Genomic DNA, 20,170 nt, shown 5'->3' with positions numbered 1-20,170 from the left:
CTTTTATAGGTCTTGGAACAGGATTCTAGGTAGGCGGTCGATAGGTATCCAATATTGATTATGTCTTGTACGATTCGAAATAAGTATCGTCAGGACCGTCCAATGGAGCTACGCCACCTGCGCTATTTTTCCGTGCTCGCCGAAGAGCTGCATTTCGGCCGGGCCGCCGCGCGGCTGGCGATTTCGCAGCCGCCGCTGTCGGTCGCGATACGCCAGCTGGAGGACAGCATCGGCGCGCGCCTGTTCGAGCGCAACAACAAGGAGGTCCGGCTGACGGCCGCCGGCGTCGCCATGCGGCTGTCGTCGCGCAAGATCCTGGCGCAGGCCGAAGAAGCGGCGCTGGAAGCACGTGATGCCGCCGCCGGCCTGATCGGCAATCTGCGTATCGGCTTCGTGGGCGCGATGCTGTATCGCGGGCTGCCGGAGGCGCTGCGCGGCTTCCAGGAACGCTATCCCGGGGTGCGTATCAAGCTCACCGAAATGAACTCAGGCGAGCAGATCACGGAGTTGATGCACAACGGCATGGACCTGGGCTTCATCCATACCAGCCGAATGCCGGATACGCTGGAAAGCCGGCTGCTGGTGACCGAACCCTTCGTGTGCTGCCTGCCGGCCCGGCATCCGTTGGCGCGCAAGGCCGCCGTGCGGCCGGCGGACCTGCGCGACCAGCCCTTCGTGCTGTTCGGCCAGGGCGTTTCGCCGGATTACCACGACCGCATCCTTTCCATCTGCGCGCAGGCCGGGTTCCGTCCGCAGGTGCGGCATGAGGCCCGCCATTGGCTGGCGGTCGTGTCGATGGTGTCGCAGGGGCTGGGCGTGGCCCTGGTGCCGCAGGCGCTGCGGCATTCCGCCTTGCGCGGCGCCGCGTTCAAGCCGCTGGCGGGCGCGGGCGCCCGATCGGATGCCTACGGCGTGTGGCGGCGCGATGCGCGCAATCCGCTGATCGAACGCCTGCTGGATGAGTTCGGCGCGGCGGCGGGCTGAACCGCCGCCGGACGCTCAGGCCCGGTCGTCAGGGCTTCTTGTACGCGACGCAGTCGATCTCGACTTTCGCGTCCACCACCAGGCGGGTTTCGACGCAGGCGCGCGCGGGCGGATGCTCGCCGAAGTATGACTTGAACACCTTGTTGAACGACGCGAAATCCCGCGCGTCGTCCAGCCAGACGCCGCAACGCACGACGTGCTCGGGTCCATAGCCGGCTTCGGCCAGGATTGCCAGCAGCTGCTGGATGGCCTTGTGCGACTGCGGCACGATGCCGCCTTCGGTCACTTCGCCGTCATCCATGGGCACCTGGCCGGACACGTACAGCCAGCCATCGGCGGCCACCGCGCGCGCGAAAGGCATGTGGCTGCCGCCGCCACCGGTGCTGCCGCCGGCGCCGTAGCGGGTGATGCCGTTGGCATCGGGTTTGGGGGTGTCGCTCATGGTGTACTCCTTGGTTTCAGGGTAGGGCGCCGTGCCGGCGCCCCACGATACGATCGGAAGGCGCGGCGCGGGTTCTACGGCCGCCCGCCGCCGGGGATTCAGCCATTCAACAGCGCGAATCCGCCGCGCAGGTCGCCCTGGCGCGGCAGCCAGCGTCCGGCGCGGTCGCCGGTGGCCGCGCCATGCCAGTAGGAAAGCTCGCCATTGACCCAGACGCCATCGATGCCTGCCGATGCCTGCAACGGCGTGTCGAAGGTCGCGCGGTCCATGACCGTGTCCGGGTCGAACAGCACCAGGTCCGCCCAATTGCCTTCGCGTATCAGGCCGCGATCGCGCAGGCCGAAGCGCGCGGCCGACAGCCCGGTCATCTTGCGCACCGCTTCGGCCAGCGGGAACAGGCCGACGTCGCGGCTATAGTGCCCCAGGACGCGCGGGAACGCGCCCCACAGGCGTGGATGCGGATGCGGGTCGTTGGGCAGGCCGTCGGAGCCGATCATCGTCAGCTTGTGCGCCAGCACGCGCCGCACGTCGTCTTCGTGCATGCCGTGGTACACGGCGCCGGCGGGCTGCAGGCGCCGCGCGGCATCCATCAGCGGCAGGTTCCAGTCGCGCGCGATGTCGGCCAGTTTGCGTCCCGCCTGCTCGGGATGCGGCGTGGACCAGGTGATGTCGATATCGAAGTCCGCGGTGACCTGCTTCAGGTCCAGGGTCGACGAGCTGGCGGAATACGGGTAGCAGTCGCAGCCCACGTGCTGCATGCGTCCGGCCTTTTCCAGGCTGGCGAGCACTTCGGTGGTGCGGCCCCAGTTGCCGGCGCCGGCGCACTTCAAGTGCGAGATCACCACCGGCACGCGTGCATGGTGCGCCACCGCGTAGGCTTCCTGCATGGCGTCCAGGATTTCGGCGAACTCGGAGCGCAGATGCGTGGTGTACAGGCCGCCGTATTCATCCAGCACCTGCGCCAGCGCCTGCACTTCCTCCGTGCTGGCGTTGTAGGCCGACGCATAGGCCAGGCCGGTGCTCAGGCCGACGGCGCCGTGCGCCAGGGCGTCGCGCAGCTGCGCGCGCATGGCTTCGATTTCCGCCGCCGTGGCCACGCGGTCCAGGCGATCCATGTGGTTGTTGCGCAGCGCCGTGTGGCCGATCAGCGCCGCCACGTTCACCGAGGGCCGCGCGCGATCGACCGCGGCGGTGTAGTCGGCGAAGCTCGGATACTGGAAGTCGGCTTCCTGGCCCAGCAGGTTCATGGGATCGGGCACGTCGCCGCGCAGCCGTACCGGCGACGCGCTGATGCCGCAATTGCCGACGACCACGGTGGTCACGCCCTGCGACAGCTTGGGCAGCATGTCGGGCTGGCGGATGACGTTGGTGTCGTCGTGCGTGTGCACGTCGATGAAGCCGGGCGACAGCACGCGCGGACGTCCGTTGGGGCCGCGACCATCGATGCGCGTGCGTGCCGGCGCGTCGTCGGCCACGCCGATGGCGGCGATACGGCCTTCGCGCAGGGCGACGTTGGCCTGGAATTCGGCGGCGCCGCTGCCATCCAGCACGCGGACAGGGCCGATCAGGGTGTCGTACATCGTGTCAATCTCCAAGCGGCAGGCGATTGGGCCCGCCGCGATATTCGTCCAGCGCCAGCTTGATGCGGCGCAGGCGGTCGCGGGTTTCGTCCTGCCGCGCCATGGCGAGCTCCGTGGCCAGCAGGTCGATGGCCAGCATCATCGCGTAGCGCGACGCCGATGGCTTGTAGATGAAGTCGGTCTCGTCGGTGCGCACCGGAATCACCACGTCGGCCAGCTCGGCCAGCGGCGCGGTGGCATCCGTCAGCGCGACGATGCGGGCACGGTACTGCTTGACGATGCGCGCGCCGGACAGCATTTCAGGCGTCAACCCGGACGCGGACAGCATGATCACCGCATCGCGCTCGTCCAGGGTGGCGGCGACCATGCGCAGCAGCACCGCGTCGCTGTAGGCCGCCACGGGATAGCCCAGGCGCACCATCCGCGACTGCATTTCCTGCGCCAACACGGCCGACGCGCCGCCCATGCCGAAGACATAGGTCATGCGCGCGCCGCGCACGATTTCCATGGCCTGTTCGAACAAGGGCTCGGTGTACAGGGGCAGGTGCGCGCGCAGCGTGCTTTCGATGTCCGCGTAGATGCGCGCATAGAAAGTGCTTTCCTCGGCGGGGGTGTTGCGATCCAGGAAGCGCGTGCCGACGGCGCTGGCCTGGGCCAGCTTCATCTTCAGGTCGCGCGTGTCGTCGCAGCCCACCGAGCGCGCGAAGCGCGAGATCGTGGCGATGCTGACGCCGGCCTTGCCCGCCAGCTGGTCCACCGTGGCGCCAGCCGCCATCGCGATGTCGTCCAGGATGGCATCGGCAACCTTGCGCTCGGTCGCGCTCAGCGTGTCGCGGCAGCTGCGTATCTGGTAGACGATGTCGCGGATCTGGGTCATGGCGGGTTCTGCAAACAGGGAAACGGGTCGGGCCGCGCGGCCGGGCTGCGTCGTTTTCAAGCCAGTTCGGCCGCCCGCAGGCATGCCACCAGCTGGCCTTCGCCGACGGATTGCGGCGCCGGCACGGTCTGCGCACAGGCATCGATGGCGTGCGGGCAGCGCGTGCGGAAGACGCAGCCCGAAGGCGGATCCATGGGGCTGGGGATGTCTCCCTTCAGCAGGATGCGATTGCGGGGCGCGCGTGGGTCGGGCACCGGGGCGGCGGACAGCAGGGCGCGAGTATACGGGTGCCGCGGGGCGGCATAGACGCGCCGCGTGGGACCGCTTTCCATGACCCGGCCCAGGTACATTACCACCACTTCGTCGCACAGGTAGTTCACCACCGCCAGGTCGTGGGCGACGAACAGCATGGCCAGGCCCAGATCGCGCTGCAGGTCCTGCAGCAGGTTCAGCACCTGGGCCTGGACGGAAACGTCCAGGGCCGACACCGGTTCGTCGGCGACGATGAAGTCGGGTTCGACCGCCAGGGCGCGGGCGATGCCTATGCGTTGGCGCTGGCCGCCGGAAAACTCATGCGGATAGCGGCGGGCGTGGTCGGCGTTCAGGCCGACGCGCGTGAGCAGTTCGGCGATGCGTTCATGGCGGCGGTCGCGCGCCAGCCTGTGGGTGTCCAGGGCTTCGCCCAGGATCTCCGCCACGGTCATGCGCGGGTTCAGGCTGGCGTACGGATCCTGGAAGACTATCTGCATGCGGCGACGCCAGGGCAGCATGGCGGCTTCGTCCAGGCGGCTCAGGTCGGCGCCGTCGAACAGCACCTTGCCGCCGGTGGCGGGCACCAGGCGCAGCAGCGCGCGGCCGGTCGTCGTCTTGCCGGAGCCGGATTCGCCGACCAGGCCGACGATGGAATTGCGCCGCACGTCGAAGCTGACGCCGTCGACCGCCTTGACGACAGGCGCGCCGCGGCGCGACGAGGTCGGGAAATGCACGCGCAGGTCCTGCACGCTGAGCAGGGGGCCGGCATCGAGCGCCGGCGCGGCATTGCCGGCGGCGGCCAGGGGCGGGGCGTCGGTCATGGCGTCCATCATGCGGGAGTCACTTTGATGCAGCGCGCGCGGTGGCCGCCGCGCACATCGGTCAGGTCGGGCACCGCGCGCGTGCAGGCCTCGCTGGCCAGCTCGCAGCGCGGCGCATAGGTACAGCCGGGGGGCAGGGCGAGCACGCTGGGCACGTTGCCGGGAATCGCGCGCAGGCGTTCGCCGCTGGCCAGCAGCGCGTCGGTGGGTATGCAGGACAGCAGCCCGCGCGTATAGGGATGGCTGGGCCGCTCGAACAGGTCGTAGACGTCGGCGTCTTCCACCACCCGGCCGGCGTACATCACCGCGACGCGATGGGCGATCTCGGCGACCACGCCAAGGTTGTGCGTGATGAACAGGATGCTCATGCCCAGTTCTTCCTGCAGGCGCCGCAGCAGGTCCAGTATCTGCGCCTGCACCGTCACGTCCAGCGCCGTGGTGGGCTCGTCGGCGATCAGCACCGATGGGTTGCAGGCCAGCGCCAGCGCGATCATCACGCGCTGCCGCATGCCGCCCGACATCTGGTGCGGATATTCGCCGATACGCCGCTCGGCGGCGGGGATTTCCACGCGTTCCAGCATTTCGCGGGCGCGCCGCAGGGCCGCGGCGCGCGAGCCGCCTTCATGCTGCAGCACCGCTTCGGCGATCTGGTCGCCCACCGTGTACAGCGGGTTCAGGCTGGTCATCGGCTCCTGGAAGATCATGGCGATCTCCTTGCCGCGGATATCCTGCATGCGCGCCGCCGATGCCGTCGCCAGGTCGTGCTCCGTGCCGGCGCGGTCGCGGAAGCGGATGTGGCCCGCTTCGATGCGCCCGGCCGGCTTGGGCAGCAGGCCCATGATGGACAGGCTGGTCACCGATTTGCCCGATCCGGATTCGCCGACGATGGCCAACGTCTCGCCGCGCGCCAGGTCGAAGGTCACGCCGTCCACCGATTTGGCGATACCGTCGCGGCTGTGAAACCAGGTTTTGAGTCCTTCCACCGAAAGAACGACGTCGCGTGTGCTTGCCGTCATCGCTCACAACTCCTTGCGCAGGCGCGGGTCCAGCACATCGCGCAGACCATCGCCCACCAATTGCAGGGACAGCACCGACAGCACGATGGCGATGCCCGGAAAAATCATGATCCAGTCGGCCGAACCCATGTACTGCTGGCCGGCGTTGATCATCGTGCCCCAGGTCGGGATGTCGGGCGACACGCCCACCCCCAGGAAAGACAGGCCCGCCTCGGCCAGGATGGCGTAGGCGAAGATGAAGGTGCCCTGCACCAGGATGGGCGACACCAGGTTCCGCAGCACGTGCACGGCGACGATGCGGCGCGTCGGCACGCCCAGGGCGCGCGCGGCTTCCACGAAGGGCAGTTCGCGGATCACCAGGGTGGATGCCCGCACGATGCGCGCCAGGCGCGGGGTGTAGACGATGCCCAGCGCGATGACCACGTTGATCACCGACGGCCCCAGCGCCGCCACCAGCGAAATGGCCAGCAGGATGTCGGGAAACGCCATCATCGCGTCGATCAGCCGCGACACGAACTTGTCGGCGCGGCGGAAGAAGCCGGCGATCAACCCCAGCGCGATGCCCAGCACGCTGGACAGTATCACCACCGCGAATCCCACCGTCAGCGACAGCCGGCCGCCATAGACCACACGGCTGAAGACGTCGCGGCCGAAGTCGTCGGTGCCGAACCAGTGCGCGCCGCTGGGCGGCTTGAGCCGGTTGACGATGGACAGTTTGTAGGGGTCGTAGGGGCTGATCAGCGGCGCCAGCAGCGCCGCGCCAACCAGCACGACCAGCACGATCAGGCTCAGCAGCACGGTCTTGCGCGAGACAAGCAGGCGCAGGACCTGCCAGCGTTCGCCGGCGGCATGCGAGGAAAGGACCATGGACATCAGTAGCGTACCCGCGGGTCGACCGCCAGATAGAGCAGGTCGATGAGAAGATTGATCAGCACGTAGATCGCGGCCACCACCAGCAGGGCGCCCTGTATCACCGGATAATCGCGGCGCAGGACCGCCGACACCACCAGGCTGCCGACGCCGGGCAGGCCGAACACGGTTTCCGTCACCACGGCGCCGCTGACCAGCAGCGCGGTGGTCAGGCCCAGCACGGTCAGGATCGGGATCAGGGCATTGCGCACCGCATGCTTGATGATGACCTTGCGTTCGGGCAGGCCCTTGGCGCGCGCGGTGCGCACATAATCGTCACGCAGCACGTCCAGCATGCTGGCGCGGATGAAGCGCGTGATCAGCGCCGAATTGACCAGGCCCAGCACCACGGCTGGCAGGATCAGGTGGCTCAGCCGCGTGCCGAAGGACGCGTCCGGTCCGCCATAGCCCGATACCGGCAGCCAGCCCAGCTTCACCGCGAACACCTGCATCAGCAGCAATCCCAGCCAGAAACTGGGCACGCTGGATGTGAACATGGAAAAACTCAGCACCGACTGGTCCAGCGTGGTTCCGCGCTTGACGGCGGACAGTATCCCCACCGGCAGCGCGATCACGGTGGCGATGATCAGCGACATCAGCGTCAGCCAGAACGTCGGCTCGGCGCGGTCGGCCAGGGCCGACAGCACCGGCTTGTTCAGGAATATGGACTGGCCCAGATCGCCGCGCGCCAGTTGTCCCAGCCACGTCACATACTGCACCGGCAGCGGCTGGTCCAGGCCCAGGCGGGTGCGCAGGGCGGCGATATCCTGCTGGCTGGCCTCCGGCCCGAGCATCACCGCGGCCGGATCGCCGGGCGTGACCCGGATGATCACGAAGACGATCGTGGCCACCAGGAACATCACGGCGATGAGGCCGAGCAGGCGATTGAAAAGATAGGACAACACAGGCAATCCTCGATGCGTGGCTTACTTCGGTGCCTTCCAGGCATTCCAGAAGTAGGGCCAGGGGGCCGGCGTCACGCCTTGCAGGGCAGGAGACTTCGCGGCGACCGCATTGAAGTCGCCGACCTTGATGAAGGGCACTTCATCGAAAATCGCCTGCTGCACGTCGCCCCATAGCTTTACGCGTTCGTCCTGCGAGGTCGCGCGGTTGAAGGCGTCCAGCACCTGGTTGCGGCGCGGCGTGTCCCACCATCCCGGGGAGTTCTTCGACGGGAAGTCGATCAGCGCGGGCTCCGGCAGGAAGGGGCTGTGCGTGATGAAGATGTCCCACAGGGCGGGGTCCTGGCGGCGCTGCGTCAGCGTGGCCCAGTCGACCACCTGCATATCCACCTTGAAGCCGGCCTGCTTCAGGTACTCGGCGGCGACCAGTGCCATCTTGTAGTGGAATTCGTACTGCTGGCTGGTCAGGATGCGGATGGCGCGGTCGGGGATGCCGGCGGCCGCGATCAGCTTCTTGGCGCCTTCGGCATCGCCCTTGTTGTAGGCCTGGGTGCCGCGATCGGTGTACCAGGGATAGCCCTTGGGATACATGGCGCCGTCCACCGTGTAGTAGTCGGTGCTGCCGAAGGCGGCGGCCAGCATGTCTTCCTCGTTCAGCGCCATCTGCACGGCCTGGCGCATCTTGAGGTTGGACATGATGCCCTGCTTGGTGTTCATCACCAGGCGCGGCCAGCCGAAAGGCTTGAGCAGCACGGCCTGCGATTGCCCGGATTTCAGCTTGCCGGCCGATTCCACGGCGATGGAGTCGACGTAGTCGTACTGGCCGGCCACGGCGCTTTCCAGGCGCGTATTGGCATTGGGCACCGGCACGAAGCGGATTTCGTCCAGGTTCTGCTCGCGCGCGCCGCCATAGCCGTCCGGCTGGCCGCCGCGCGACTTGTAGCCGGGGAAGCGCACCAGTTGCAGGTATTGATCGGGCACGCGCGCCTTCACCATATAGGGACCGGTGCCGATGTATTCGGTGATGGTGGGCGCGATCTTGCTCTTGGGCATGATGGCCGCGGCGGCATTGTTCATGGCCAGCAGGGCGGTCAACGGGGCGTAAGGCTGGGTCAGCGTGATGCGCACCGTGTGATCGTCGGCCGCTTCGATGGCCTTGAGCAGCGGCGCGGTCGCCTTGCCGCGCGACGCCGTCGTGGTCCAGCGCTGCAGCGAGGCGATCACGTCGTCGACCGTCATCTTGCTGCCGTCATGGAAGCTGACGTCGGTGCGGATGGGGATGGTCACGGTCAGGCCGTCGGCGCTGACGGTGGGCAGCGCCTGCGCCAGCAGCGGCGTCACGTTCCACTTGGCGTCGAAGGTGTACAGCGTTTCGTAGATGTGCTGGCTGATGATGCCGACCAGGTCCGCCGTGCTGGCCATGGGGTCCAGGGTGGGCGGTTCGCCGATGGTGGCGACGGAAATCGTGCCGCCCTTGACGGGCGCCGCATGGGCGGGCGCGCCCAGGGCCGCTACGCCCAGCGCGGCGGCCAGCAGCAGCGTTTTCAACCCGTCGCGGCGACGGGAGACCATTGCGTTCATCGAGTGTGCTCCAGAAGTTCTAGGCGGAGTCGCCGCCGGACGGAAACTGCGTGTGCGACAGGGAAATGCGTTCGGTGTGGACGCGCGTTCGATCAGAAGAATGTCTGCGCGATATCGACGACCCGGTAGTCGTCGTCCACCAGCAGCACCTGCTTCCATTTGTCGAAAGTCAGGCAGGGGTGCGAAATATCAAAGCCGATCATGTCGCCCACCTGGATGTCGTCGCCGTCGGCGATGCGCATGAAGGCGTGCTGGTCCATCATCGCGGTGACTTCCCATCCCGCCGTGGCGGCGGCCGGCGCCTGGGCGCCGGGCCGGTAATGGCGCGCCGGTACCGGCAGGCCGGCATCGAAGGCCGCGTCGCGCTTGCCCATGCCGATGATCGCGCGGCCCGGTTCGGGCAGCGATTGCACATAGGCCCAGACTTGCAAGGCGGGCATCAAGCCCGGCGCCATGCCGCGTGCCACGTCGTTTTCCCGGCCGATCCGTTCGGCCGCGCCGCGATAGATCCCGACGTCGTGGCTCAGATAGCAGCCAGGCCGCAGCACGATGTCCAGCGCGCGGCCGATATCCAGGCCGGAGAATTCCTGCGCCACCACGTCGAACCAGGCCGAACCCGCGCCGGTCAGGATGGCCGCGCCCTGGGGCGCCAGCTTGCCCGCGGCCTGCAGGGCGCGCAGCGTATCGGCCGCGCGGCGCAGGAAGTCGCGTATCTTGCCTTCGTCGGACAGCACGCCTTCGTAGATCTCGATGCCCGCCAGCGCCAGCGACTGGGGCCAGCGCGCGATTTCGTCGGTCACGCGCTGCAACGCCGCGTCGTCGCGCACGCCGGTACGCCCGCCCGGCACGCCCAATTCGACCAGCACCCGCAGTACGCGCCCCTGCTCGGCGAAGTACTTGCCCAGTTGCGCGATATTGGCCGGGTCATCGACCAGGCAGCAGAATTCGAAACCCGGGTCGCGCAGCAGTTCCGCGATCAATGCCATATTGGCGCGGCCCACCAGCTGGTTGGCCATCAGGATGCGGCGCACGCCATAGCGGTAGGCGGCATTCACCTGCGGCGCCGTCGCCAGCGTGATCCCCCAGGCGCCGCCTTCCAGCTGCCGATGGAACAGGGCGGGGCTCATCGTCGTCTTGCCGTGGGGCGCCAGCTGGACCTGATAGGCGCGCATGAACTCCTGCATCCACGCCAGGTTGTGGCGGACGCGCGATTCGTACAGGACGGCGGCGGGCAGGCTGACATCCTCGGCCAGCAGGTTCCAGCCCAGGCCCGCCGCCTGGGCCGGCGTACAGCCGGCGGGGAAGGCGCCCAGGCCTTTGCCGGCGGGGTCGAGGGGAGGGTAGGCAGTCGTGGAGTCCGGCATGGCGGCTGTCGCAATCTGAAAATTTTTACCGGGAAATCCGGTTTTCAGGATTATCCTGAAAATTATTTACAGCGCGCCAGCCGGGTTTTCCCGGAGAAGCGTCCCCTTACGAGGATTGGCGGGCATTACCGACCTTACTTCTCCATTTCGATCCCATAGGCGAACCTAAAATGGGCCTACACGTTTTGTAACAGTCGCGGTGCTGAAGATGTCCCATTCCGGGGCATGGGCCCGCGCTTTGTGTGCCACGCAGCGCCATGGACCCCACCCAGATAACGACCCCTCACCCGCGCCGTCCGTTTTCGTCGCTTCGGCACCTTGTCTTCCTTGCCGCTGCGCTGGCACTGGCCGGTTGCGGCACGGTGGCCTTGCACCCATTGACGGCGGATGAGTTGGCGCGCGGCACGGCCGCCGACAAGGCTGCCGCGAGCCAGGACGTGGAGTCCATCAAGGGGCCGCTATCCCTGGACGAGGCCATCGCGCGCGCCTTGAAGTACAACCTGGACCGTCGCGTCAAGATGATGGAAGAGGCGCTCGCGCTGGACCAGTTGGACGCCGCGAGCTGGGACATGTTGCCCAAGCTGATGGCCCAGGCCGGCTACAGCCACCGCAATAATGACCTGATCACCCGCAGCGTCGATTCGGTCACGGGCGAACCGTCGCTGAGCCATCCCTACATCTCCAGTGCCCGCACGCACAAGACCTACGATCTGGGCCTGACGTGGAACCTGCTCGACTTTGGTCTTGGCTACATCGAGGCCAAACAGCAGGCGGACCGCGTGCTGATCGCCGCGGAGCGCCGCCGCAAGGCCATGCACGTACTGGTGCAGGACGTCCAGGTCGCCTTTTGGCGCACGGTCAGCGCGCAGATGCTGCACGACCGGGTGGGGCAGGCCATCGCCGTCGCCGAACAGGCGCTGCAGGATGCGCAAAAAGCCGAGGCCGAACGCCTGAGATCGCCGATCGATGCATTGCGCTATCAACGCCAGTTGCTGGAAAACCTCAATCTGCTGGAAAGCATCCAGATGGAGCTGGACGCCGGCCATATCGAGCTTGCGCAGCTTATCAACGCACCATTCGATCAGGACTTCCGCGTGCTGGAGCCGCGCGAGCCTATCGATAGCGCTCTGCGCGACATGCCGGTCAAGCGCATGGAGGAACTGGCCCTGAGCCAGAATGCCGACATTCGCGAGCAGCACTACGCCAGCCGCATCGCAGCCGAGGAAACCTGGCGCACCCTGTTGAAGCTGTTCCCGAACCTTTCCTTCAACTACGGCGTGCGGCACGATACCGACAGCTATCTGATCAACAAGACCTGGAACGAGACCGGTCTGCAATTGTCCTGGAATGTTTTCAATCTGCTATCCGCGCCCTCGCAAAAGAAGCTGGCGGATGCGGGCGTGAAGCTGGCCGACCAACGGCGCATCGCCACGCAGATGGCGGTGCTGGCCAAGGTTTACCTGTCGCGCCTGCAGTACGAGTCGGCGCTGCAGCAGTACACGCGCGCCGATGAGATCTGGCGGGCGGATGCACAGATCGCGGAGTATGTGAAGAACCGCGCCGCCGCACAGGCGCAAAGCAAGCTGGAACAGGTTTCCAACGACACCGTCGCCATCGTCAGCCTGTTGCGCCGCTATCAGTCCTTGTCGCAGTTGCAGAGCGCCAGCGGCAGGCTGCAATCGACACTGGGCATGGAGCCCACGATCGGCAGCGTCGGTGATCTGTCGCTGGAGGCGCTGACGAAACAGGTGTCCGCGGCGGGCACCTGGACGGCTTCCGCCGCCGCGCACTGACGGAGACATGGCATGCGCCGAACGAATTTCCGCCGCCGCGCGCGCCACTCGCGGGCGGTGCTGCTGACCGCCTTTCTGCTGGGGGCGGGCAGCGCGGCGGCCCAGACAATGCCGCCCGCGGCGCCGTCCACGGCAATAGAAAGGCAAGACATCCGCGCGGAGCTGGTGCCACGCCGCTACACCACTGTCTCCGCCGAAATAGGCGCCAAGATCAACCGTATCGACGTGCCGGAAGGCGGCCGTTTCAAGGCGGGCCAGACGCTGGTGTCGCTGGACTGCGCCTTGCAGCAGGCGCAGTCCCGCAAGGCCCGGGCGGCGCTGGCGGCCGCCGAACATACGTACGCCGCGAACAAGCGCCTTGCGCAACTCAATTCGGTGGGCAAGGTCGAGCTGGAGATTTCGGAGGCGGAAGCCGGCAAGGCGCGCGCCGAGGTCTCGTTGGCGGACATCGTGCTGGACAAGTGCCGCATCGTCGCGCCCTTCGACGGCCGTGTCGCGGAACAGCGGGTGCGGCCCCAGCAGTACGTGCAGCCCGGCCAGCCCATGCTGGAAATACTCGACGATTCCGCGCTCGAACTGGACTTCATCGTGCCGAGCAAATGGTTGGTCTGGCTCAAGCCCGACCAGCGCTTTGAGGTGGCGATCGACGAAACAGGCAAGACCTATCCGGCCAAGGTGCAGCGCATCGGCGCCCGGGTGGACCCGGTAAGCCAATCCATCAAACTGACCGCGGTCATCGACGGCGGTTTCAGCGAGCTCATGGCCGGCATGAGCGGCAAGGTGCTGATGGCACCTCCCAGCGGATCCTGACCCATCATGAATGACCTTTTCCTGCCCTTTCGCCTGATCCACCAGTCGCGTGCGTCGCAGGCTGGCGCCGCCCCGCGGCAGAACCTGCGTCGGGCCTCCCGGGTGCTGTCGCTGGAGCCCCGCTTCATGTTCGATGGGGCGGCGGCGGCGACGGCCGCGCATGACACGCAGGCGAAACCGGATGCCCATGCCGCGGCGCAGGCGGCCGAGGCCGCGGCCGCCGCGCACCAGGTGCGCGAGGCCGACGCCAGCCGCAACAATGGCAGGAAGGAGGTCGTCTTCGTCGACACATCGGTCGCCGATTACCGGACGCTGGAGGCCGGCGTACGCGCGGGCGTGGCCATCGTCGAATTCGACGGCAACAAGGAGGGGTTGGCACAGATCGCCGGCTGGGCGCGGAGTCATGGCGGCTACGACGCCATCCATATCCTGTCGCACGGGTCGGAAGGCAAGCTGAACCTGGGTACCGATGTGCTGACCGATGCCTCGCTGTCCTCGTCCACGGTGCAGGCCGAACTCGCCGAGATCGGCCGCGCGCTCAATGCCGGCGGCGACCTGCTGCTCTACGGCTGCGATATCGCGTCCGGCAGCGATGGGCAGCGCCTGATCGACGATATGGCGCGGCTTACCGGCGCCGATGTGGCGGCGTCGACGGACGCGACGGGAGCGGCGGACAGGGGCGGCGACTGGTCGCTGGAGGCGCATACCGGGCAGATCGACGCGCGCGCCCTGCAAATCGCCGACTACCATGGCCTGCTGACGGTCGTTACCTTCACCGATTCCGACGCCGACTATAGTTCCATGTTGATACAGAAACAGCTGGGCGGCGCAACGGTCAGCTTCACGGGCGGCACCGGCTTTGGTGGCATGGGAATAGATGATCTCTCCTACGGCAGCGACGGCTTGTATGCCTACGAAGGTACGGGCGGCGGTAACGATATCAAGCTGACCATCTCGATCCAGGCCGGTTATGAGTTCGATGTCGGGTCTTTCCAGGTCGGCGTCGCGTCGGGCAGCCTGGCGATGCAAGTCCGGTACGCCAACGGCTCCACGGCCAACTTTACGATCAATTCGCTGGTCAACGCCTGGCAGACGCTGTCGAGCTTCAGCTCGCCGCTGAACCACGTTACCCAAGTGGTATTGAGCTCGAGCGATTTCGGCCTGTTCCAGAATTTCGATATCTTGAACGTCAAGGCCATACCGGCTTTTCCGGTGGCCACCGACGCGAATATCTCCATCACTTCGACCGGTTCCGGAGTGGGCGGCGCCTATCGGATCGGCGACACCGTCACCGCGGTCTGGGATAACACCGCGACCGGCGACAACAATGCCGAGTTGAACGGCGTGACGATGGACTTCTCGCAATTCGGCGGACCCTCCACTGTCGCGGCCACCAATTCCGGCGGGATCTGGACGGCCAGCTATACGCTCGTGGCCGGCTCCGTGGACGCCACCAACCGCAATGTCCGGGTCAGCGCGTTCAACGATGCCGGTACTGCTTTCACCGGCGATACCACCAACTTGTCCGTGGACATCGTCGCCCCGATAGTGACCGATGCGCGGATCGGCATCACCAGCGCCGGCAGCGGCCCCGGTGGGACTTATCGCATCGGCGACACCATCACGGCCATTTGGGACAACACCGCCGGTGGCGACAGCAACTCCGACAGCCTTGGCAGCGTCAGATTCGATTTCAGCCAGTTCGGCGGCGGCGCATCGGTGGTCGGCGTCAACACAGGCGGTATATGGAGCGCCAGCTACACCATCGCCAGCGGCGCGGTTGACGCCGTCGCGCGCAACGTTACGGTCACCGTCACGGACAACGCGGGCAACATCACAACCGCGGCCGATACGAGCAATCTCACCATCGACAACGTTGCACCCACCGTGACCGACGGCAACGTCGGCATCACCGGCGGCACCGGGATCGGCGGCGCCTATCGCATCGGCGACACGGTCACGGCGACCTGGAACAACACGGCGGCAGGCGATAACAACGTCGATACCCTCAGCGGCGTCACGTTCGATTTCAGCCAGTTCGGCGGCGGCGCCGCGGTGGCGGCCACCAACTCCGGCGGCGTCTGGACTGCCACGTATACCATCGTTGCCGGCGCGCTGGACGGCGTCGCCAATCGCAATGTCTCCGTCAAGGTCACCGACAACGCGGGCAATACCACCACGACGTCGGACACCAGCAATGCCACGGTGGACAACGTCAAGCCGACCAGCGCGGTGTCCAATGCTTCCCTGTCCGCCGATACGGGCGACAGCGCCACCGACTTCGTCACCAACGTCGCTTCCCAGACCATCACGGCGACATTGAGTAGCGCCCCGAATCCGGGCGATGTCGTTTACGGATCGCTCGATAACGGGCAGAGCTGGGTCAATCTCACCTCCCATGTGTCCGGCACTTCGCTGACCTGGACCGGCGCGGTACTGAGCGGCAGCAACACGCTGCTGCTCAAGGTCACGGATGCGGCGGGCAACGACGGTACGGTCTACGCCCAAGCCTACGTGCTGGATACGACAGCCCCCGCGCCGTCTTCGACGCCCGATATGACGGCCGGCACCGATTCAGGAGCGTCCGCCACCGACAACATCACGTCGGATACGACGCCTACATTCACCGGGACAGCGGAAAGCGGCACCACCGTCGAGCTGTATGACGGCGCGACGCTGCTCGGCAGCACGACGGCGGCCGGTGGCACATGGTCCTTCACGGCCCCCGCGCTGGCCGAGGGCAGCCATGTCGTCACCGCCGTGGTGACGGATCTCGCCGGCAATGCCGCGAGCGCCTCACCGGGACTGACGTTCACCGTCGACACCACCGCGCCGACCGGATTGGACCTGAGCACAACGACCGTGACGAGCGTGAGCGCGAGCGCCGGATCGTCGATCGCGACATTGTCGTCCACCGATGGGCTGGCGGTCAGCTACAGCCTGGCGGCGGGTAACGGTACCAACGATGCGAACAACGGCAGTTTCGCCATCGTCGGCAACGCGCTGCGGGTCGGTGGCGCTTCGCTCAGCATGGGTTCGTACCACATCTACGTCGCCGCCTCCGATACCGCCGGCAATGTCAGCTACCGCGCCTTTACGTTCACGGTGTCGGATATCCCAACGGTCAGCGCCATTGGGCGTGCGGGCGGCGCGTCCGTGCAGGTCGGCGCGTCCGCCACGTCGGTCAGCTATACGGTGACATTCAGCGAAGCCGTGACGGGCGTCGATGCGAGCGACTTCACGCTTACCCCGACCGGCACCGCCTCGGGCCGGATCGCGTCCGTCTCCGGTGGCGGTTCCACCTATACCGTCGTAGTGGATATGCTCGGCGGCGACGGCATGCTGCGCCTGGATCTGAACGGCGCGAGCACCGGCATCGAGAATGCTGGCGGGATCGCTATCCAAGGGGGGTACAACGCCGGCGAAACCTATGCGCTGGATCACACCGCGCCGGCCGCCCCTTCGGCGCCGAACATGACCAGCGCCACGGATGCCGGCACGTCAAACTCGGACAACATCACTTCGGACACGACGCCTACGTTCACCGGCACGGCGGAGACCGGTTCCACCGTGACGCTCTACGACACCGACGGCACGACCGTGCTCGGATCGGTCGTCGCGACGGCCGGCAACTGGTCGATTACCAGCTTGGCGCTGAGCGCGGGCGCGCACACCCTGACGGCCAAGGCCACGGATCCCGCCGGCAACGTCAGCGCCGCCTCGGCAGGCCTGGACGTTACCATCGACACCACCGCGCCCGCGCTGACCATTTCGAGCGACGTGGCGACGTTGAAGATGGGCGAGACCGCGACCATCACCTTCACCTTCAGCGAAGACCCGGGCACCACCTTTACGTCGGCTGATATCGTGGTCAGCGGCGGCACGCTGGGACCGCTCTCCGGGTCCGGAACGACGCGCACGGCGACCTTCACCCCTACGCCTAACGTGGACGCGGGCAGCGCCAGCATCAGCGTGACCGCGTCCAGCTATATCGACGTCGCCGGTAACAGCGGCGCGGGAGCGCTTTTGCCCGCGCTCAGCTTCGATACGCTGGCCCCGGATGTCCCTTCGCAGCCCGTCATGACGAGTGGCAGCGATAGCGGTACGTCCCATTCGGACAACATCACCAGCAACGACACGCCTGTTTTCACAGGTACGGGAGAGAACGGGTCGACGGTGACGCTGTACGACGGAGACGGCAGCGTGCTGGGTTCGGTGGCGGTGGCCGGCGGCGTGTGGTCGATCACCTCCGTGCCCTTGACCGACGGCTCGCACACGATCACCGCCAAGGCCACCGACGCCGCCGGCAACGTCAGCGGCGCCTCCTCCGGCTTGCTCGTGACCATCGATACCACTGCGCCCACCACGACGGTCGCGACGGCCGCCTTCTCGGTGGACTCCGGTATCGCCGGCGACTTCATCACCAATACCGCCGTGCAAGCCATCTCCGGCACGCTGAGCGCCAATCTGGGCAGCGGCGAAAGCGTGGAGGTGTCGCTGGACGGCGGCAACAGCTGGATCGTCGCCGCGGCCACCGCAGGCGCTAACACCTGGTCTTGCTTGGGCGCATTGGCCGCGAGCGGTACGCTGCAGGTTCGCGTCGTGGACGCCGCGGGCAATAGCGGCGCGGTCTTTGCACACGCCTACGTGCTCGATACCTCGGCGCCCGAGGTCGGCACGGTCACCGTGCCGGCGAACGGCACCTACTACGCTGGCCAGAATCTCGATTTCACGGTTCACTTCTCCGAAGCGGTGACGGTGGATACGACGGGCGGCACGCCGCGTATCGCGCTGGCCATCGGCACTACCACCGTGTATGCGACTTACCAATCTGGATCGGGCACCAGCGACCTGGTCTTCCGCTATACGGTGACGAATGCCGACCACGATGCCGACGGCGTCACGATAGGCGGACTGAACGCCAACGGCGGTGCGCTCGCGGACCTCGCCGGCAACGATGCCACGCTCACGCTGAACAACGTCGGCAGCACGGCGGCGATCAATGTGGATGGCACGCGGACAGTCGTTACCGATGTCGCGGCCACGACGCCCGATGGCCTGTACAAGGCGGGCGATACGGTGGCCGTCACGGTAACCTTCAGTAGGGCAGTCACGGTGGATACGGCAGGCGGCACGCCCACGCTGTCGTTGAACAACGGCGGAACCGCCCGCTACACCAGCGGTTCGGGCAGCACCACGCTCGTCTTTACCTACATCATCGGCGCGGGGCAGGATACCGCCGATCTGGACTATGCCGCCATCGGAGCGCTGTTGTTGAACGGCGGCGCGATACGGCAGTCGGCCGGAATGCAGGACGCGAGCCTGGACCTGGCTGCGCCAGGCGGCGCAGGCTCCCTGGGCGCGAACAAGGCCATCGTGATCGATACGACGGCGCCGTCGGCTGCGTTCGCCGACCTGGCGCTGTCCGCCGATACCGGCGCATCCCAAGGCGATTTCATCACCGCCGTGGCCGGCCAGACCATCAGGGCCACGCTGAGCCACCCGCTGGACAGCGGCGATCGTGCCTACGGGTCCCTGGATGGCGGCGCGACCTGGATCGACATCACCGGCAAGATAACCGGTACGACGCTGGCCTGGGATGGCGTCACGTTGGCGGCCAGCGGAACGCTGCAATTACGGGTCGTCGATGCCGCCGGCAATACCGGGCCGGTCCACGGACAGGCGTACGAGGTCGACGCTACGCCGCCTGCCACGCCCACTGTGGTTTCGGTGCAGGGCGCCGGCGGGGCGCCGGTCCTGGTCGGCGATGCCGCCTTGGGTGCCGGGGAATCGCTGACGGTGCGCGTAGGCGACGCCGTATATCGCGTCGTGCCGGTCGGCGGACGCTGGAGCCTGGATCTGGCGTCGGCCACGCCGGCCAGTGGCAGCATTACGCTGGAGGCTGGCGCCAGCTACGGCGTGACGGCCACGGTGACCGACGTCGCGGGCAATGCCAGCAGCGCGAGCGGCGTACTGAGCCTGGCAGCGTCGCCTCAGCCACCCCAGCCGCCTCAGCCACCGGACTCCCCACCGCCCGCCACACCGCCCGCCACACCGGAACAGGCGCTCCCGCCGCCGCTGCCGCGGCCGCTACCGCCTATATTTTCCGTCACGGCGCCCTTGCCATTCGACCGCGATCGCGCGGCGGATCGGCCGTTGTCGGGTGTCATCACGCTGCAGGAGCCCGCAATCGAGTTCCTGCCGCCGCGCCTGCAATCGTCCCTGCTGGCCGAGGGGCTGGCCGGCGATTTGAGCGCGGTCATGCCGTCGCTTGCGGGCACGGGTATCGCCTACCCGAGCGACGGCCTGAGAGACCTGGGCCGTCCGGACAGGTCAGCCCTTACCCACGGCAGCAGTTTCCAGGTGGTCGTAATGCCGTCCTCGGCGGAAAACCAGGGCCTGATGTTGAACCGCGGCATGGGCGACCTGATCGTGGCGCCAGCCAGCCGCGTCGAAGTCAGCATTCCGCCCGATGCCTTTGCCCATACCGATCCCAATGCGGCGATCCAGCTCGTCGCCCAACTGCGGGACGGCAAGCCCTTGCCGGCCTGGGTGCGTTTCGATAGCCGCGCTGGCAAGTTCGTCGTCGACGCACCGAGTGGTATGTCGGGTGAAATCGCCGTCCGCGTGATCGCGCGCGATGCGGCGGGAAACGAAGCGCAGACGGTGTTCCATATCCGGGTTGGCGCGCGGCAGGCGTCCATGCTGTCCGGCCACGAGGGCCGCGCGGGCTTGAGCGATCAACTGCATCAGGCGGCGCAGCAGCGCGGCGGCACGGGCGTCGTCGATCGCCTGGCGGCGCTGGCCAGATCCCTGCAGGGGCCTGGCGCATGACCCTA

General features: G+C 67.1%; 13 protein-coding genes. 4 read left to right on the top strand and 9 right to left on the bottom strand.

Annotation, left to right across the window (positions count from 1 at the left end):
- Positions 1–102 precede the first annotated feature (102 nt).
- Positions 103–984, top strand: coding sequence for a LysR substrate-binding domain-containing protein (locus tag CAL12_RS21515; RefSeq protein WP_086066482.1), 882 nt, complete (start codon positions 103–105; stop codon positions 982–984).
- 28 nt (positions 985–1,012) lie between these two features.
- Here CAL12_RS21515 and CAL12_RS21510 read toward each other — a convergent pair whose 3' ends face one another.
- The 9 genes from CAL12_RS21510 to CAL12_RS21470 all read right to left on the bottom strand — a co-directional run bounded on the left by CAL12_RS21510 (position 1,013) and on the right by CAL12_RS21470 (position 10,728).
- Entirely contained in the window at positions 1,013–1,426 is a 414-nt protein-coding gene (locus CAL12_RS21510) for a RidA family protein (RefSeq protein WP_086066481.1), read from the bottom strand.
- A gap of 98 nt (positions 1,427–1,524) precedes the next feature.
- Complete coding sequence (locus tag CAL12_RS21505; protein WP_086066480.1) at positions 1,525–3,006, bottom strand: N-acyl-D-amino-acid deacylase family protein; 1,482 nt, start codon at positions 3,004–3,006, stop codon at positions 1,525–1,527.
- Between the two features lie 4 nt (positions 3,007–3,010).
- Positions 3,011–3,883, bottom strand: a complete 873-nt coding sequence (locus tag CAL12_RS21500; RefSeq protein ID WP_086066479.1) for a MurR/RpiR family transcriptional regulator — start codon at positions 3,881–3,883, stop codon at positions 3,011–3,013.
- A 56-nt stretch (positions 3,884–3,939) separates the two neighbouring features.
- Positions 3,940–4,956, bottom strand: coding sequence for an ABC transporter ATP-binding protein (locus CAL12_RS21495; RefSeq protein WP_086068034.1), 1,017 nt, complete (start codon positions 4,954–4,956; stop codon positions 3,940–3,942).
- An 8-nt stretch (positions 4,957–4,964) separates the two neighbouring features.
- Complete coding sequence (locus tag CAL12_RS21490) at positions 4,965–5,972, bottom strand: ABC transporter ATP-binding protein (RefSeq protein ID WP_086066478.1); 1,008 nt, start codon at positions 5,970–5,972, stop codon at positions 4,965–4,967.
- A 3-nt stretch (positions 5,973–5,975) separates the two neighbouring features.
- Complete coding sequence (locus tag CAL12_RS21485) at positions 5,976–6,845, bottom strand: ABC transporter permease (RefSeq protein WP_086066477.1); 870 nt, start codon at positions 6,843–6,845, stop codon at positions 5,976–5,978.
- Positions 6,845–7,786 carry an ABC transporter permease gene (locus CAL12_RS21480; protein WP_086066476.1) on the bottom strand — a complete coding sequence of 314 codons (942 nt, stop codon included), beginning with the start codon at positions 7,784–7,786 and terminating at the stop codon, positions 6,845–6,847. Before CAL12_RS21480 ends, CAL12_RS21485 begins: the two co-directional genes overlap by 1 nt.
- 21 nt (positions 7,787–7,807) lie before the next feature.
- Positions 7,808–9,364 carry an ABC transporter substrate-binding protein gene (locus CAL12_RS21475; protein WP_086066475.1) on the bottom strand — a complete coding sequence of 519 codons (1,557 nt, stop codon included), beginning with the start codon at positions 9,362–9,364 and terminating at the stop codon, positions 7,808–7,810.
- A 92-nt stretch (positions 9,365–9,456) separates the two neighbouring features.
- Positions 9,457–10,728, bottom strand: coding sequence for an amino acid deaminase (locus tag CAL12_RS21470; protein ID WP_086066474.1), 1,272 nt, complete (start codon positions 10,726–10,728; stop codon positions 9,457–9,459).
- Between the two features lie 257 nt (positions 10,729–10,985).
- Here CAL12_RS21470 and CAL12_RS21465 point away from each other — a divergent pair, with 257 nt between their 5' ends.
- The 3 genes from CAL12_RS21465 to CAL12_RS21455 are packed head-to-tail and all read left to right on the top strand — an operon-like array spanning position 10,986 to position 20,165.
- Positions 10,986–12,521, top strand: a complete 1,536-nt coding sequence (locus tag CAL12_RS21465) for a TolC family protein (protein ID WP_086066473.1) — start codon at positions 10,986–10,988, stop codon at positions 12,519–12,521.
- Positions 12,522–12,533: 12 nt separating this feature from the next.
- Entirely contained in the window at positions 12,534–13,331 is a 798-nt protein-coding gene (locus tag CAL12_RS21460) for an efflux RND transporter periplasmic adaptor subunit (RefSeq protein WP_086066472.1), read from the top strand.
- 6 nt (positions 13,332–13,337) lie between these two features.
- Positions 13,338–20,165 (top strand): Ig-like domain-containing protein, encoded by a 6,828-nt coding sequence (locus tag CAL12_RS21455; RefSeq protein WP_086066471.1) that lies wholly within the window; start codon positions 13,338–13,340, stop codon positions 20,163–20,165.
- The last annotated feature ends 5 nt before the right edge of the window (positions 20,166–20,170 follow it).

The sequence above is a fragment of the Bordetella genomosp. 8 genome (assembly GCF_002119685.1).
GTDB lineage: Bacteria > Pseudomonadota > Gammaproteobacteria > Burkholderiales > Burkholderiaceae_B > Bordetella_C.
This window is presented reverse-complemented; position numbering and strand designations above follow the sequence as displayed.